This is a genomic window from Nostoc sp. (genome assembly GCF_036917155.1).
Lineage (GTDB): Bacteria > Cyanobacteriota > Cyanobacteriia > Cyanobacteriales > Nostocaceae > Nostoc.
In genome coordinates this window covers 32725-49935 of record NZ_JBALDZ010000143.1, presented here as the reverse complement: position 1 = coordinate 49935, position 17211 = coordinate 32725, and the positions used below count along the sequence as shown (strand labels likewise).

Genomic DNA, 17211 nt, shown 5'->3' with positions numbered 1-17211 from the left:
ACTCAGTTTGAAAAATAACTGGTGTAATTTATGATGCGTAGTTTTTATTTCGCGAGTCACACTCGCGAACTTCTTCTTTTTGTCCAAAGTCCAAGAGTAAACGGCGTAATAATCTCATTAGCGGAGTTTCAATTTTAATTTTAAAGGCTAGTATTTGGGTGCGTTGCAGGGAGTTAAAATTGTTATCACTGACGAGGATTAATGATTGCTGACTATCAGGTAGTTTAGGGCCAAGAGTTAAGCCTTCGATGTTATCTAGCAGTACATCTAGGGTTCTCAAATCTAACAGCAGTTTTTTCTGAACTGGTTTAATATTTTTTGAATCAACTGCTAAAAGGCTATCAATATTATGAATATCATCGGCTCCTTCTAAAGAAATCTGAAACAGGGAAATAGCAAATCCTAAACCAGTAAAAGACCTTTCTAAACTTAGGAAGTGTCCTTGATTATCGAGTGCAAGTAAATCGGGTAATCCACTCGCAAATTTGCCAATCAGATTCAAAAATGGTGCAACTGGTTCAGTTTGGTAAAGAAATTCCTTTTCTGGTTGATTGTTGAGCAAGTTGTATTGCAAAATCCGGCAAGGACTACCAATATTAGGTTTAGCTGCGACACCATCTTGAATTAAAGCATTTTCGGTAGCTGTGAATAGATGCTTTTTATCGGGTGTGATGGTGAGGCTTTCAAAAGCTAAATTGTTACGGATACCTTTTTGACCATTCTGATCTGGCAAAAATTTGTTTGGTATGGGGAGTGTTACAATTTCTTTGCCAGAAGATGGTGAGAACTCTTTAATAAAAGGATTGATTAATTTTGCAGCGTCGCCTTCAGAAGAAATGAATACAGTTTCTTTATTAGTTAAGGCAATACCTTCTGTATCAGTTTCACCAGGGCGAAATGTTTGACCATTTTCATTTAGTAATGTGGTAACGCTGACTGGGGTAATTCCACCTTTTTGTAGAACCCCTTTGCTCAAGTCGATTTTTAATGTGTAGAAACGAGCGGCAGCTTTTTGTCCACGGTCATCGGAAATAGCATAATAAAGGTTGCTTTTGGCATTATATGTAATTCCAGATAAACCTCCAACTTCAGTCTTTTGAAAGATTAAACCTTTTGGTAAGGTGGCTTCCCCAATAAATTCTATGCTACTGACTTCAACAGAGTTTGACGCTAAGTTTGTGAATACGAAGCCGATAATTATAATTGGCAGCAAAAAGTAAAGAATTCGTGGGAATACAAAGATTTTTTTAATTAGCTGCATAGATTTTTTTGTTAAATAAATATGCGTTATAAGGCAATATGGTTCAGTTAAGGCTAAAATCCTTTTTTTAACGTAGACGCGGAGCGGCTTGCCGCAGGCTACCGCAAAGGACGCGAAGGAAGAGAAGGAAGAGAAGCTTAATTGAACTGTATTGCGTATAAACCAATATGGTTCAGTTAAGGGTTGTCGGTGTAGATAATTGGTCTTTTAAGACGCGATAAATCGCGTCTCTACATGATGGTTTGTATTGCGTTATAAATGCCCAGTTGTGCATCCCTATAAATAATACCAATGAAAAAACAATGTCAAATGACAGATATAAGCCTGATAACCTTTATCAAATCAGGCTTTATTAATTTTTTATTTGAAAAACTTTAGAACATAGGAAATTACTTAAGCTCGTCGTAAACCATATTCATCTTGGAAAAAATTGACAAGCCAATCTTTCACTTGATGAGTAGCACGACAGTCATCTTCATTGTAGCGTTGGATAATTTCTAGTAAGGTGCGATCGCCTGTTTCTAACCATTCATCGTACCAGTAAATACACTTGGCACCACTGGCTTCTTGATCACGCCACTCAAATCCTATCCAACGAGCGATCGCTTTCAAGGCATAGCTTTCTACCGGTAATGCTACACTTTGGGTTAATTGTTCATACACATCCACAAATCGATTCAGTACAGGACGCACTAAGGAGGGTGGAGTACCGTAAAGTTTTGCCAACCGTTTGACTGTATCAAACTCGTAGACACAAAAATGATAAATTGGCGCTTCGGGATATTGCCAAACCAAATCCAAAAATTGCTGCCAAACTACTTCTTCGTCTTCTGGTTTGTCTGCTAAAAAGGAATAAAACTGTTCTGTATTAGCTTGTCTATTAACGACCAAAACCCCTAAGAGATAATCTAAATCTAAGTCTGGCTGGGCCTCAATATCAAAATAAAGCTCTATGGGTGCTGTAAATGTAATATCTTCTGTCGGTAGCGGGTAAGGTAAAATTAATGGTCGTTTTTCTAGTGCAGATTGAGCTTGCACTACTAATTTGGGTGCTACTTCGCTGTCAAAACCAAGTAGATTTTCTAAGGCGCTGGGACTGGTATTAGCAAGAGATTCCAGTGTGGTAATGGCTAAAGCTTGGAGTTGAGTGTAGCGAATGGGTGTTACGCCTGGTACTAGTGAGAGATGTTTTTCAGATTGAGCGATCGCATAACATTCACTATACCAATGGCAAAGATTGCACTTTTGCCGAGAAATAAACACTTCTGGCGGATTCGGTAACTCTAAAACTTGGATAAACTCTTCCAGAATTAGCTGCATCCGTGGCATCCATTTAAATAGATCCACTGCATAATTTGTATTTTTGGTTCGCAATATGAGTGAAGCTGTTCCAGGTGGAACTCCCTGCACTGTTGTCAACACTTGGGCATGGAATGCCGCGACAACCTGATATTCTTGCTTAGGGCGCTTACCCAGTTCAATACTCGCCGGGACGTAGATCCAATCTCCAAAATTTGATTGTCCCGGTTGTTTCACGAGTAAATCTGGACGACTTAGCAGGGTGTCTGCTTCAGAATAAGTTGCTGACAGCACTCCTTTATAGATGTACTCAACCCCACGCTGCATCAATTCTAAAGTTGCCTTCTCTGCCCTTTCCCAGTTTCCATAAGAATAATCTGGTTGGTGATAAATTACCTTTGTCAAAAGACTCAACTGATGAGCGATTTTGTCCTGTTGCAGTTTCCTTAGCAACTCATTGGGGGCATCGCGCTGACTTTTATCACCGTGGATATCTAGAAAAGGTCGGCGTTTACAGCGTTGGTATTGCAGTAGGAGTTCAGCATTAATTAGCATCCTTTTAAGTTAACAAGATTTAGCACACTCTGGGAGTAACTCAGACAATTAATAATGGAGTGGGAGATGGGGGAGATGAGGGAGATGGGGGAGATGGGGGAGATGGGGGAGATGAGAAACTAATGCTAATCCAAAATCTAAAATCTAAAATCCAAAATTGATATGACTAGTACTTCTGTTGCACAAACCAGGTTGCATAGCCATCGAGAGCAATTTCCGGCTTTAGCGAATAAGACTTATTTCAATTATGGGGGACAAGGGCCGATGCCCCAAAGGGCAATGGATACTATGGCCCAAACTCAAGCTCATGTTCAGCAAATAGGCCCCTTCGGCAATGAGGCATATAGCTGGATCGCGCCCCAGATTCAAGCTGCTAGAGTTGCGATCGCTTCTGAGTTCCATGCACCATCTGAAACAATTACTCTCACCCAAAATGTCACTGTTGGCTGCAATATCGCCATGTGGGGCATTGAGTGGCGGGCTGGCGACCATCTGCTACTCTCTGACTGCGAACATCCAGGCGTAATTGCTACATCCCAAGAAATCTCGCGGAGATTCGCAGTAGAAGTTACCACCTGTCCCCTAAAGGCGACTTTAAATGAGGGCGACCCCATAAAAGTCATTGCCCAGCACTTGCGCCCCAATACTCGTCTTGTAATATTAAGTCATGTTTTCTGGAATACTGGTCAAGTTTTACCTCTTGATAAAATTGCCGAAGTATGCAGAAATAATCATTCTGCATTATTAATAGATGCTGCCCAATCTGCTGGTTTATTGCCTTTAAACTTGACAGAATTGGGAGTAGATTTTTATGCTTTCACTGGTCACAAATGGTTATGTGGCCCTGCCGGTGCTGGTGGTTTGTATGTCCGCCCAGAAGCACGAGAAAGCCTGAAACCTACGTTTATTGGCTTGAGTGGCATTATTGTGGATAGTCAATCTCAGCCTGTGGACTGGCTTCCAGATGGGCGACGATACGAAGTGTCTACATTATCTTATCCGTTGTATCTTGGGTTAAAGGAAGCGATCGCAATTCATCAGCAATGGGGAACCTCACAAGAACGTTACGAGCAAATCTGCCACAATAGTGAGTACCTCTGGCGACAATTGACGGCGTTACCAGATATTAAATGTTTGCGAACTTCCCCACCTGAAAGCGGTATAGTCTCCTTTCAACTTGCAAATAATCAATCTCAAGCTCATTTGAAGGTGGTAAAATTTTTAGACTCACAAAGGATATTAACTCGGACAATTGCTGATCCTAGCTGTATACGCGCCAGTGTCCATTACTTTACTTTAGAATCGGAAATTGACCTATTGGTTGAGGCGATTCAAAATTTTTGCCAAATTAATTAAAAGTTAGGATTTGTAAGTTAGTAGTGTGGAAATTATGATTTTAATTCCTAACTCCTAACTCCTAACTCCTAACTTCTAACTCCTAACTTAAAAATGGAACGTCCAATCTTATACATAGCCATAACTAACCACGGCTTTGGTCATGCTACCCGCACGGCTTCTGTTGCTGCAACCATTCAAAAATTATGTCCAGAAGTTCTGCTAATTCTGGCGAGTACTGCCCCACGCTGGTTGTTAGAGTGTTATATACAAGGCGATTTTATCTATCGTCCCCGTGCATTTGATTTGGGTGTGGTGCAAGCGGATAGTTTGACAATGGATAAAGTAGCGACTTTAGAAAAGTTGCTCGATATTAAGAAGCATCAAAATTCGCTGATTGCCTCAGAAGTAAATTTTATTCGCCAAAATCGTGTTAATCTCATTTTGGCAGATATTCCCTTCCTCGCTCCTGGGTTTGCAAAAGCTGCAAATATTCCCTGCTGGATGATGAGTAACTTTGGCTGGGACTTGATCTACCGGGATTGGGGAGGCGAATTTACCGCAGTTGCAGATTGGATTAGTGATTGGTATTCAAAGTGCGATCGCCTGTTTCGTCTCCCTTTCTACGAACCAATGCCAGCTTTTAACAATATCACAGATGTCGGCTTAACAGGCGGTTCCCCCCGTTACTCTGCTGATGATTTACGTTCTCTTTGGGGAATAACTGCACCAGTCGAAAAAACTATTTTGTTGACCTTTGGCGGCTTGGGTTTACAGCAAATTCCTTATGATAACTTACAGCGATTTCTAGATTGGCAATTTATCGTCTTTGATCAATCTGCACCTGATTTGCCTAATTTAGTAAAAATTAATGACCGCAAATACCGCCCTGTAGATTTTATGCCTATTTGTGCGCGAGTCGTCTCTAAACCTGGGTACAGTACTTTTTCTGAAGCCACACTATTAGGATTACCCATTGTTACCATACCGCGTGAGGATTTTGCCGAAGCAACTTTTATAGTAGAAGGCATAACTAATTACACCCAGCATCAAATCATCACCCCATCTGAGTTTTTTCAAGGGACTTGGAATTTTCTCCATGAGTTACCCCAACTACCAAAGCAATCTCAACCAATTGCTAAGGATGGTAATGAAGCGATCGCTAAAGCTGTTATCAATTATTTACAGACAAAATAAAGTTATTCAAAACAACATCAATGTAATAATCTGATCTCCAACCATAGATAAATAAATCTACGTCTCAAGAATACAATTTACAGATGTTAGCTGACTTCAGAAAGATTTATAATAACCGTACTCAATCTAGTGATCAACTAACGGCAAACCAACAACTAAATCAAGCAGATTGAACTGCTAACTAGCTTTTACTGTCATCAATAATTACTGTTTCAAATGACTCACTACCAAAAGTTACTAAAAATTTCCACTACTGGTAAATCTTTTTACAATATCACTGCAAAAATTGCAGCCGCAGTTGCAGAATCGGGAGTTGAAACTGGTCTTTGTACTTTATTTTTACGCCATACTTCAGCCAGTTTAGTTATCCAAGAAAATGCCGATCCTGATGTTCTTGTGGATCTAGCTAATTTTATGGCGAAACTCGTGCCAGAATCGGGCAAATACATTCACGATGCAGAAGGCCCCGATGATATGCCAGCCCACATTCGTACCGCACTCACCCACACTTCTGAACATATCCCCATTAACCGTGGCCATCTGGTACTGGGAACTTGGCAGGGAATTTATATTTGGGAACACCGCCAGCGCAGTCATTCCAGAGAATTGGTGATTCACATTTCTGGATAGCCCATTCTCAAGTTTTATTTAAAGTGTAATTAGATAGAGTTTAAATACTCTGGTTATACTGCCTAACTTTTGGATATAATCTCCTCAACTCCCGGTAATATGCATTCAATAAATTTCGCCGTGATACCTTTATCATAAAAATTATTGGTACAAAACTGAACAATCAGATCCCCGACTTCTCAAAGAAGTTGGGGATCTGAGTCTCTAGATTTTCACAACTCATTTAGGATTACTATATAGACTAAATAATTCGTGTATATTTGTAAATTCAAAAGTTAAGTTTATTTGTGATTATTAAATAATCTACTTATGCCGATATACACTAATATTTAGTGTTAAGCTGTGTGGGCTATTTCTATGAAGCAAAAACTGACACCAACTCATAACTTTAAATTTATTGATGAAGTCCTTGCCCAGCAGTCTGTTAGCTTATTGTCACTTAGTCCTGAAAAGACATTAATTACCAGCTTTGCAGAATTGGGAAATTTGATTACTAAACAAAATACTGACATTCAAATTATCATAACCATTCAACAAACTCTCGAAAGTATCGTCCGTACTCAATTACAAAACTTCCCAGAAAACATCTTCTGGGACTTTGATTTTCTTGTAAGTAGTATGCTTAGACAGGCTTTAACTGCGGATGAGGGCGCTATTCCATTCTTAAAAGTTTTTGGTGAAAAGATGATTTCTCTAACGGAGATGTTCGGAAATAAAACGGAAATGCGCTTCCGTTATGTTCATGATTTTATATATGGATTTGAGTGGGCAAGATGGGTACAAAAAGAGCCACAAAAACGCGCACATATAGAGCCTTTTAGTCTATTATTTTTGGATTATTTGCTTGTCAAAGGTAAGGAACTTTTACAACGGATTAATCATGGTCAGGTCGTATCTTATAAACTTTGTGATACAGGCTACCGCAACCCCTTCACTTTTTCTCGTGAACCAGAAGACGAATACCGTCTGTTAAGTTATCTTGCTGAAGAACAACTTATTCCAGTAGCAGTGTGGAACTGGAATGCTAGCCCTGTGTGGAACAAACCTTTCCAAGAAATGCGCCAGCAATTAGCATTAAAATTAAATATTCAACCACAGAGACACTGATAGCAATTAAAAATTGCTGAATAAAATAATTATGAAAATTGCTGATTTAATTACTTGGTTTGAAGCATGGGCAAATCCTGCTTGGTGTGAAAGTTGGGATAATTGTGGCTGGCAAATTGAACCAGGAGTTTTACAAGCAAAAGCACGGGTTTTAGTTTGTTTGACACCAACTTTGGCGGTAATGCAGGAAGCGATCGCAGAAAATGCTAATCTGATATTCGCCCATCATCCTTTAATTTTTAATCCTCTCAAATCTTTACGCACTGGTGAAGCGATCGCAGAAATGGTACGGTTAGCTTTTACCCACAATATTGGTATTTACACTGCTCACACGAATTTTGACCAAGTGCAAGATGGGACTGCTGACGTTTTAGCTCAGATTTTAGAACTCAAAGAAGTTACTCCCATAGAACCTACACAAGGAGGATTAGGATATGGTCGTGTTGGTTTGCTAGAGCCATTTCTGACATTACAGGAATTACTCGCCACCATTCAAACCCGACTTTCTCCCCCTAATTTAATTTTTTCCCCAACTGCTGATTTACAGCAAACAATTTCACGAGTTGCTGTTTTGGGTGGTTCGGGGGCTAGTTACATTTCAGCCGTCGCCAAAACTGGTGCCCAAGCCTATCTGACTTCTGACTGTAAATTCCATCAGTTTCAAGAAAGCCGCGATTGCAATCTTATTTTAATCGATGCTGGACATTACGCTACCGAACGTCCGGCTTGCGATCGCTTAGTGCAAAAATTCCAGTCCTTAAATCTAGACTGGGTGCAATTAAGTCAAAAAGATGAAGATTTCCGCCAGTTTTTTGCTTGATTGTCTCTGCTTCACTAGATTTTTTGGATGCTTGCTAAAAATTTTTTGAATCATGTAGGTTAACCTTATTAATACTTATTAACATTATAAATATTAATATCCGTAAGTTAATAGTCAGATGCACATAAAGTTCTATTTTTAACCATTATTGTGATTTAAATCACTTAATACGTGTAACTATAATCACATATTGTTAATGTTCCATATCAATTAGTAGCAGAGGAAAATGTTCCACACTTGACATAATAAATTGTTTACTCTGCCCTAATCAAGATGATTCGCACACTCATTGAATCTGCTTTTGAAACTGGATATCTTAGTGTTGAATCTGAGGGTTTACTCCAGCAAGTACTGTCCACCAAATGCTATCAGTCAGAGGATTTGCCTTTTCTCGCATCCCTATACAATGCAGTTCGCGCAGGTCAAATTAAACGAGAAGCGTCCTCGTCGAACGTGCTTATGGAATTTCCTCTATCGGTTGAAGGTAGCAGGAGGCAGGATGAGCAAACTCCAAGAGGATTCGACCCCGAATGATTTGGAGTCACTGAACGGAAATTCAGTGATAGTCTTAAACCGCAAGCTCCATCTGGTCGCTTTACTGAAAGTTTTCCTCCTGTCTCCTAGCCTGTCTACAACACGCTGCGCGAACAGCAAGAACCGCCTTTCTTGATAAGGGACTGACAAATAAAAAAATAATCAATCGCTTTGGGGAGACTTGGGAGAGATATTGCTACTTTGTCCCCCTTGTCCCCCTTGTCCCCCTTGTCTACCAAGTCCTGCTGCTCCTATTGGATGCAAAAATTGAGTAATTTAATTTTTGGATGTCCCTAAATCTTGCTGACACTCCCACAAAAGAAGCAGAAGAGAATCAATCTTCTCAGGGTATTTACCCTCTGCCCCTTATCTCTTTTGTTTATCTGCCTTTTCTCCCAACTCCGTTGCCTTTTTCTTAGTTATAATCAGGCAAAAATCTTAAAAACTCAAAACTCTTTGGGTGTTCTTGTAGAAAACCATCAAGGTCAGCAAGAGAATGAGTTAAGATCAGATACAAGTGGGTAAAAGTAAAACCAAGTCCCCGGACTTCCCAGTAATGCCAATGATTAAAAGTAGGCAAATTAAACAACCGCAATCAACGATTGTTTTGGAGTATTCTTTATTACACAATGGTAAGAATGACTCACCAACAAATATGAACCTGGTTAGGACAGGTACTGAATTGTTTGACTTCTTCGATGAAGCAGACATTCCCTAGAATGAGCCGGAGGGAGACTTAGTTCATTGTGAGAGCAACCATTGATTCATGACCCAACATTTCCCGATATTTTGACAACTAGAAGCAAGTCTTGGGATTGGGTGATGAAGCGTACTTGTTCTGAAGAGTGAAATTAACCTCCTAAAGGTGTAATGTAATGGGGTAGAACCCAGATTTTGACAGGTTTAACTACGTTGTTTAAAAAGGCAGAAACAATACATGCTACACCGCAAGATTTATCAACTGTGTTGCGATGGGCGCGAGGTATGTGTTTTCTTGCGGGACCAGCAACGCTGGATTGAACGCGCCCGCATCATAGACATAGAGGGAGATTTAGTTACCCTACGCTATGAAACAGAAGAAGAGGATGAAGTTTGTTCTTGGGAAGAAATGGTTCGCCTTGAGAGCATTGGTGCTGTAACGCAAAAATTGGCTTCAGTACCGCGCGGGAATGTGGAACCTCTGATGACTGAAGATTGTCCCGAAGCAGAGCGCATCCACAACCGTTACACTGACTCGAATCCAGAATAAATAATCAGTGCTGAGTGCTGAGTGCTGAGTTAAAAAATCCTAACTCAGTATTAAGCATTCAGGACTCAGGATTAGATAAACTTTCAAAGGCAGGACAGTAACCTTCGAGAGTTACTTTGAAGTTATACAACGGGGAAGCTGGATTCCAACACCGCTGCCCCCTTTGATGTCGGCAAGTACCACAACAGTCTACATCTGTCCATGTATAGCGATCGCTATTTTGGTTGAGCAGTTCTCGTTGAGACAATCCCCTTAATACTAATTCTTCCCCTTGCCAACGAGCTTCGATCAAACCAGTGTCGGCAAATTGCCGCCAACGCGGATCAGTAGTAATCACATCGGCTAGGGTGATTGTAATTACTGTTCCCAACTCTGTCAGTTCGCCTTCGTAATTAGTTTCTGGTGCTGCCGGTTGTAAAAATGTATCGCCGATGGGCAGTTCTACCAAGGTATCAGCAGCCGGAGAATGTATATGGTAGCGGTTTTGCAACTCCTCTAAGCTAGTCAAGTCTGCCAAGTAGGCAGGAGAACCGTGGACGAAAATGACGTGCTGGGGTCGCAAGTTATGAATTAGCTGCGTAGTACCAGGGCCATCACTATGTTGAGCTAAGAGATAGGTTTCGACACTGGTAGGTGCTAAATATTCTTTGTTAACTTTTATATCAATTTTTTCTGGTAGCAGAATTAGCCAGGGGCCGGTGTCTAGTTGGCAATGTTCACCTAAATCAGATGTCGAGTCGGTGAGGACAATACAAGGTGACTTGCCCACATTGGAACGATGTTCTGGTTGCAAACGGCGCACGCGGGGACGCACCCGTTCATCCCAAAACAAGGGTTGATGGCGGGCGAAATTCTGCACCGATGGGGGGAGGTGGGGTAGCAGTTCCAGGTAGGCATCACACCCAGTAGCGACGGCACCATCTACCCAAATATCTAAATCTCGTCCAGTGAAGTGGTGATGCGATCGCAAAAGCATTAATAATTCTTGACCTAATCCTAAAGCCGGAGTGGGAAGAATTACAGAACAATGGTCAGCGATCGCTCGATTAATTCGCTCGGCTAGTTGATTTTCTTGGTTGCGGCGGTGAGGATGACGGGATGTGCCATAACTACCTTCAATGATTAGCACATCCAAGTCTAAGCCCCGCAGTTCCTCTAAACGCAAACCTTCTACCAGCCGGGAGTTGGATAAGAAAAAGTCTCCTGTATACAGTAGTTTGTATGTACGCTGCTGGGTGGTGTAGGTCAGGAGAATTGCCACTGCCCCTGGTAGATGCCCTGCGGGAAATAATTCTGCCACCAAACCATCTTGGAGTTCCACAGGCGATCGCAACGGCAGCGCATGACAAAATTGGGAAATTTTCTGAGGGTCTTCCTCTAGCCAATTCAGCGGCAGTAACTTGCTAGTCACCTCACTACCATAAATAGGTAACTTGGGAAAAGCTTTATGCAGTGCCAGTAAGCCTCTGGAGTGATCTGGGTGGGCGTGACTAATCAAAACTAAATCTGCTGGTAGGGTCGAGCTAGCTCCACGTACCGACTTAGTAAGCCCCTTGGTCAGCAATGAAATATCCTCCAAACCGCAGTCCAGCAGGATACGGTGTGGCCCCATCTTCACCAATAAACACACACCCTCATTGTCATGCTGGACACTATAGGGCAAACATTCTAATTCACTACCCGCTTCCGCACCATCTACGCGAGAGGATGCCGACAGATTATCCCTCATGCTCTCCTCCCCTCAAACCTCATCATCATGGACATATCCCAAAAGCCAAAATTTACACAAATTTTGGTTTTGTGACTTAGGGGTAAGTTTTCTTGTGCGCCCCTACACCCTGAGAATACAGATTTTGGATTGGGGAGGACACCTCCACCGAACCCGCACTGGTTCGGAAAGGTGGGCTAACGAGAAGCCATCAAACTAGTAGCTCAAGGAGTTTGCCTCTTGTTTCTTTTCCCTTTGCAAGTTATGAACGCTCTTAGCCAACTCACCCTCTGGGAAGTCGATCAAGCGTCTACAGACTTCTCTCAATGTGCGGAGCCATTGCCATGATAGTTATCTGAATCATAGAATCCATTTTTCGTGCCGAAAAATAAGCACGAAAGCGTAAATATAATTGTTAATCCAGCTAGAATCAGCTTTACATCCATTTGTTTGCTGCCCTTTACTCAAAGACTTTCCTATATTAATTTAGTGCTTCCGCAATCAAACGGAATCACTAGAAAATCTTTACTATGCTTATATGGATTGGGCAATAGGTAAATTTACCGCAATCAGTCAAATTGTAGAACCTTTCGGTTCACCTGTCCATAAATAAATGATGTTGTTGGCGAATTAGTCAGGGGTCAGATCCACAAGTAGATGGTCAATTAATTTGAGAAAAGTGTGCAGTTATTGAAATGATAGTGAGAGCGGGCAGAAAAGAAGTCGCAGGTTGAGGAAAAATCGGGGGGCAAAAATTATGACACTCCATCCAATGGAACTATGGGTAATACCAGAAGAAACAGCACGAATTGCCAGAGCTGCTTTTCCCAAAGGGAATGTTTACTACTTCTGCAAGAAGTCTACTTAACTCGGCAGAATTTGCGATCGCTATCACTCTCAGGATATTGCCAAGAATAAGCAAAATGGCTCACTCCCTTCAATTGGGGGGCAAATTTTCGGAGTGCCTGCATTTGTACTTCTAGGGATGGACGATTACTGACGGATTCTCCCCATTTACCAGCTAAAGCCGGGATGATCTGTGTACCTGGTTTTGCCATACTCAAAACCCGCTGCACTTGCGACACAATACAACTAACATCACCGCAATTTCCATAAGCCATCGGATGCCACTCTAATGTAGTGGGGAACCGATCCCAAGGTTGCAAACGGGAATCATACCCTTGTCCTACAGTTTGATTGCCATCTGGGAAAAACACCACTCCTGTGGAAATACCTTGCTGCTTTGCTGGGTAACTAGCTATGGTGACAAAATCTAGAATTCCTTGCATGGCGTGGGCAACGGCAAGCTGCCACAACTCCCATTGTAAAAGCGGCTGTCTATCGGTTGCAGGCAGGATTGATTTTTCTGCTGGTGGGAGAGGGCGTCCTTGCCAGAGGGGTTCCCCTTCCTGGGGATAAAGTTTATCGACTTCCGCTATATCTCCACCAGTGACAAATCCCTTACTCAAAAAGCGGCGAATCAAGTCCAGCCCTTTGTAATTTTGTGCCCGTTTAAATAAAGCTTCTTGGGTTGCGGGAGTAAATAGCCATAAATCTGAAACTTTGGTGGCAATGGAATCACTTCCAGCTTGTCGGGGATAACGCACGTAGTCCAATAACAAGCCATCTGGATGACGACGCAAAATTTCTTGTACCAATTGATAGTAGTCGCGTTTTGCTTGCAGGTTGTAGGGGTCGATAAATACTTGAGAGCCGTTATCTACCACATATAAACTCGTTTGACCTTTGCCATTACGAGCGATCGCACTTTCTCTGTCTGGAAGTTGGGCGTAAGTATAGCCAAAATTTGTGGTAAACATCCAGGCGTAGACCTTCAAACCACGTTGCCGACCTTTTTTAATTGCTGTGGCGAGTATATCAGTGTTTTCTGCCCCAGGGGTGCGAATCACGGCAGGCCAAACTGTCGGGTTAGCTCTTGCTGGTAATAATACCTGCCCGTCGTAAAATACTTCTACATAAACTTGGTTATAGCCACGATTAACAATCCGATCCATAATCTGATCGATTGTTCCTGGCTGAATGTCACAAGGATACAAGCGCAACCAAATAGCTTGAACTTGCGGCCAAGTCCGAGTCCGGCACTCCTGTAATTCCTGTGCCTGTTCTTTTAGCATATTTTGGTAGCGCATTTGAGCATTTTCATTGCCTTTAAGGGCTGACAAACGTAAGCTTTCTTTTTCTTGCGCCGCCGCTGATGATAACTGACAATACTCACTCACTTGCGCCCTTGCTGGTTCGCTCCCCAAGTTGGGGAGCAACGAACTACTAGTGAAAACAACAGCGAATAAGCGCCGCCAAAATAATGTTGATCTTATAAAGTTCAAGGGACGGTTAGACATACCTAGCAGTAGATGAACAAATTCAAACTTCAAATCAATCCCAAATCAGATAATTGTGGGCAACGTGTATCGAATTATATAGTTAACTAGTAAAGGTTCTGAAACCTATTTTTTTAAGACTCCCAAGAACATATTTCTGTTGCCGTATTCTTTTATAAACACATAAACGTATAAATGGCAGTACACAATACCTGAATACAAGGCAAGTTTAGTCTACTATTGGGTAGATTCTGTTTCTACCTTAGTTAGTGGAAATCTGACAAAAATAGTAATATTTTTTACATAGATACAGTATTTCATTAATTCGTAGTGAATTAAATCTGCCAATATACTTTGATACCAATGCATCGGCTTATATTAACGTGCGCCTCCAACGGAGACTCACGTTAATATAGTTAAAAATTTAAAGCTCAGGTTTATATAAAGTTGACAAAATAGCCAAGAGTCAAAAGTTTTGACTCCTGACTATTGATGATGGAATAGGCAATAGTTAATAGCTAACCACCACGCTTCAGCGCCGTCTCTACCTGCTGTAACTCCTTCTCTAGACGATTTTTGAGTTTTTCGGGTACAGGACGATTTGGGTAAGAGCTGTAGTGTCCAGCTAGGGAGTTGAGGGCTGTTCGTATGGTTGTAAAGGAACCAAGACCAGAAACAGAATTAACCCGCTGGTAGCGAGCTGAAAAGTCATTAATTTTTTGACGCGCTTCTGCTTGAACTGCTGCTTTGTCTGGCGAATCTTGTGAAACATCCAAAGCTTGTCTCATAATATTGACCACAGCTAAGGTGTCTTGACGATAATCCCCAGTCAAACTATCTGGACTACCAGAACATCCCATTAAGCCGATAGATACAACCAAAACCAGCGCAAGCAAACGCGACCAATAGCGTTTCATATGCATTAAGTAAAAGAATACGTAAATCAACGTCCATCCTATCTTGGATTGGTAACTTGGGGATCAATTAAGTGAGGAGTGGGGAGTATGGTCCTAAATATAAGCGGCTGATCCCAATAGCAGCAATTAAAATAACTGTCAAACTGTAATTTTCTCTACACCCATTTGGGCTATAAGGCGCTTTGTGTCTCTATCGCAATCAAAGTTAAACAAATTTGCGATCTCTGGGGTGGGGCATCGATAATGCAAACTTGGAAAATCTTGCTGATGGTTAAAGTATGTGCGTTAGGATAAAACGCCTATTTTGGGTGAAATATTTGGGTCTGATTTTTAGCGATCGCATAAAAACTGAACACTCAAATCCCCAATTTTAACAACACCCATATCTTGCGTTTTAGGTCAAGCACCTCTACTGGACTGGCTCTCTAGTATTACTTTACTCATAGATTATATTCTTTGTCCTAACCACCTTGGCGGTTGCTATATCTTAAAGAAGATTGCAGCCAAATCTTAGCGACGACTAACTTTTTGAATTGAAATTGTCAAATAATCCACTCAAATCAAATCTTGTAAGATTAAATAAATTTCTCATTTTTGATTTTCTGAAATGCCACTCGAACTACAAAACCTCACAGGCGGTTACGCCTTAGTGCCAATTGTCCAAGACATTAACCTTACTCTGCAAACAGGAGAATGGTTGAGTTTAGTTGGTGCTAATGGCTCAGGTAAATCGACTTTACTCAAATTACTGAGTCGTATTCTCTCGCCACAACATGGAACAGTGCTACTGGATGGCAAAGCAATTCACTCTCAACCTCCAAATCTAGTTGCACAAAAGCTGGCATTATTACCGCAACAACAAACAGTTCCCGTTGGCTTAACAGTGCGACAATTAGTAAGCTTAGGACGCACGCCGCATCAACCTTGGTGGCAATGGGAATTAAATGCCCAAGATTGGGTAAAAGTTGAAGCTGCAATTAAAAAGACGCAATTAGAGAAATTAAGCGATCGCTTAGTCGAACAACTTTCAGGTGGTGAAAGACAACGGGCTTTTTTAGCTCTGGCGCTGGCGCAAGAACCCAAAGTTCTATTATTAGATGAGCCGACAACTTTTTTAGATATCAACTATCAATTGCAACTATTGGAACTGCTCAAAGGACTGAATCAACAGCAGGAATTAACTATTGTCACAGTTTTACACGAATTGAATTTAGCAGCCCGGTATAGTTCACGCATTGCATTATTAAAACAGGGTCATATTTGGGAAGTTGGTACACCTAAAGAAGTTCTGACACCAAATGCGATCGCCCAAGTGTTCGGCGTAGAATCAGTGATTATTCACACACCCGTTGGATTACAAGTTTGTGCTATTTCTGCTGTTTAAGATTCTAGTCTTAAAGTTTTTATCACAAAAAAGCCTTGGATACCTCTATCCTGTAAAGAGATGGGGTATCCAAGTGGGGAAATACTGAGAAGACTGAACATTCATCCTAAGACTTAGTTTCCTGTGTCTGTGCGTCGATAATTACACTCCAGTCATCGTTTTTCACAGCACCTTCAAGTTGACGCTGACGTTCGGCTTGACTTGCATCTGTTGTTTCTGACTCTTTAGAAAGGGTTGTATCAGCCATTGCTTTCCGCAGTTTTAGCTTTTTATCCTCATAGGTTTGACGTTCCGTCTCCGACATTACCGCCTTAGTAGCTTCGCCTACTGTACTAGCCCACATTCCACTTTCGGAAGCATTACCAGGTGGTGTACTTTCGAGTTCTGCTATCCACGCATCTCGTAAATCTTCCATTTCTTGACGCTTGGGGAACTTGAATGATTGCACACGTACAAAAGCACACTTTTGCTTACCATTTTGGCGAAGATGACTGTTTAGGGAAAGCAATACATTTCGAGAATAGCCAATGTACTGACTGTGGCGTTCTGTGTCCAATACTGCGTAAACACCAGCAATTTTTGCGTTCTGAGTAGCCGCACTCCAAGCTTCAAGATCAATGATTTCAGTACCATTGTTTGCCAGTTCAGGAGTTATACTCACCTCAACGGCGGCGTGTTCGTCCTCAGAACTGTACAAAAAATCATGTAGTCCACGGTGGTTTATGGGGACATTTTGATGTTCAATTGGTGGATTGTGCTGAGTTTCCATCGCAGTTTATCTCTGAATTATTAATTAGTAATGCCTACGACAAGCGCGAAGCGCTACGCAAGCAAATATATGCCCTTAAAATATTGAAGCTTAAATCTACTCACATC

15 protein-coding genes are annotated in these 17211 nt (G+C 41.5%); 9 read left to right on the top strand and 6 right to left on the bottom strand.

Annotation, left to right across the window (positions count from 1 at the left end):
• Positions 1 to 28: 28 nt before the first annotated feature.
• Entirely contained in the window at positions 29 to 1261 is a 1233-nt protein-coding gene (locus tag V7K67_RS19600; RefSeq protein ID WP_335167995.1) for an esterase-like activity of phytase family protein, read from the bottom strand.
• 393 nt (positions 1262 to 1654) lie between these two features.
• Complete coding sequence (locus V7K67_RS19595; RefSeq protein WP_334729424.1) at positions 1655 to 3115, bottom strand: TM0106 family RecB-like putative nuclease; 1461 nt, start codon at positions 3113 to 3115, stop codon at positions 1655 to 1657.
• A 162-nt stretch (positions 3116 to 3277) separates the two neighbouring features.
• Between V7K67_RS19595 and V7K67_RS19590 the strand changes: the two genes are divergently transcribed.
• From V7K67_RS19590 to V7K67_RS19555, 8 genes are all read left to right on the top strand, one after another.
• The gene (locus V7K67_RS19590) at positions 3278 to 4471 is read left to right on the top strand and encodes an aminotransferase class V-fold PLP-dependent enzyme (protein ID WP_335167993.1); all 1194 of its coding nucleotides are present in this window, start codon (positions 3278 to 3280) and stop codon (positions 4469 to 4471) included.
• A gap of 93 nt (positions 4472 to 4564) precedes the next feature.
• Entirely contained in the window at positions 4565 to 5647 is a 1083-nt protein-coding gene (locus tag V7K67_RS19585; protein ID WP_335167991.1) for a glycosyl transferase, read from the top strand.
• A gap of 216 nt (positions 5648 to 5863) precedes the next feature.
• Positions 5864 to 6277: a secondary thiamine-phosphate synthase enzyme YjbQ gene (locus V7K67_RS19580; RefSeq protein WP_179067165.1), complete on the top strand. Its 414-nt coding sequence runs from the start codon at positions 5864 to 5866 to the stop codon at positions 6275 to 6277.
• Between the two features lie 357 nt (positions 6278 to 6634).
• Complete coding sequence (locus V7K67_RS19575; protein ID WP_334705671.1) at positions 6635 to 7384, top strand: hypothetical protein; 750 nt, start codon at positions 6635 to 6637, stop codon at positions 7382 to 7384.
• Positions 7385 to 7415: 31 nt separating this feature from the next.
• Entirely contained in the window at positions 7416 to 8204 is a 789-nt protein-coding gene (locus tag V7K67_RS19570) for a Nif3-like dinuclear metal center hexameric protein (protein ID WP_334729421.1), read from the top strand.
• A gap of 273 nt (positions 8205 to 8477) precedes the next feature.
• On the top strand, positions 8478 to 8738 hold the full coding sequence (locus V7K67_RS19565) for a hypothetical protein (protein ID WP_334705673.1): 261 nt from the start codon (positions 8478 to 8480) through the stop codon (positions 8736 to 8738).
• Between the two features lie 556 nt (positions 8739 to 9294).
• Positions 9295 to 9456, top strand: coding sequence for a hypothetical protein (locus V7K67_RS19560; RefSeq protein ID WP_334705674.1), 162 nt, complete (start codon positions 9295 to 9297; stop codon positions 9454 to 9456).
• Between the two features lie 219 nt (positions 9457 to 9675).
• The gene (locus V7K67_RS19555) at positions 9676 to 9987 is read left to right on the top strand and encodes a DUF6679 family protein (protein ID WP_012408115.1); all 312 of its coding nucleotides are present in this window, start codon (positions 9676 to 9678) and stop codon (positions 9985 to 9987) included.
• 58 nt (positions 9988 to 10045) lie between these two features.
• Here the strand turns inward: V7K67_RS19555 and V7K67_RS19550 are convergent, their stop codons facing one another.
• The 3 genes from V7K67_RS19550 to psb27 all read right to left on the bottom strand — a co-directional run bounded on the left by V7K67_RS19550 (position 10046) and on the right by psb27 (position 14957).
• On the bottom strand, positions 10046 to 11716 hold the full coding sequence (locus V7K67_RS19550) for an MBL fold metallo-hydrolase (RefSeq protein WP_335167988.1): 1671 nt from the start codon (positions 11714 to 11716) through the stop codon (positions 10046 to 10048).
• A gap of 839 nt (positions 11717 to 12555) precedes the next feature.
• On the bottom strand, positions 12556 to 14055 hold the full coding sequence (locus tag V7K67_RS19545; protein ID WP_334729491.1) for a family 10 glycosylhydrolase: 1500 nt from the start codon (positions 14053 to 14055) through the stop codon (positions 12556 to 12558).
• A 497-nt stretch (positions 14056 to 14552) separates the two neighbouring features.
• Positions 14553 to 14957 (bottom strand): photosystem II protein Psb27, encoded by a 405-nt coding sequence (gene psb27, locus V7K67_RS19540; RefSeq protein WP_334705678.1) that lies wholly within the window; start codon positions 14955 to 14957, stop codon positions 14553 to 14555.
• A gap of 601 nt (positions 14958 to 15558) precedes the next feature.
• On the opposite strand from psb27, the gene V7K67_RS19535 reads away from it, so the two are divergent.
• Entirely contained in the window at positions 15559 to 16335 is a 777-nt protein-coding gene (locus tag V7K67_RS19535; protein ID WP_334705679.1) for an ABC transporter ATP-binding protein, read from the top strand.
• 106 nt (positions 16336 to 16441) lie between these two features.
• Here V7K67_RS19535 and V7K67_RS19530 read toward each other — a convergent pair whose 3' ends face one another.
• On the bottom strand, positions 16442 to 17104 hold the full coding sequence (locus V7K67_RS19530) for a GIY-YIG nuclease family protein (protein WP_335167985.1): 663 nt from the start codon (positions 17102 to 17104) through the stop codon (positions 16442 to 16444).
• Between the last annotated feature and the right edge of the window lie 107 nt (positions 17105 to 17211).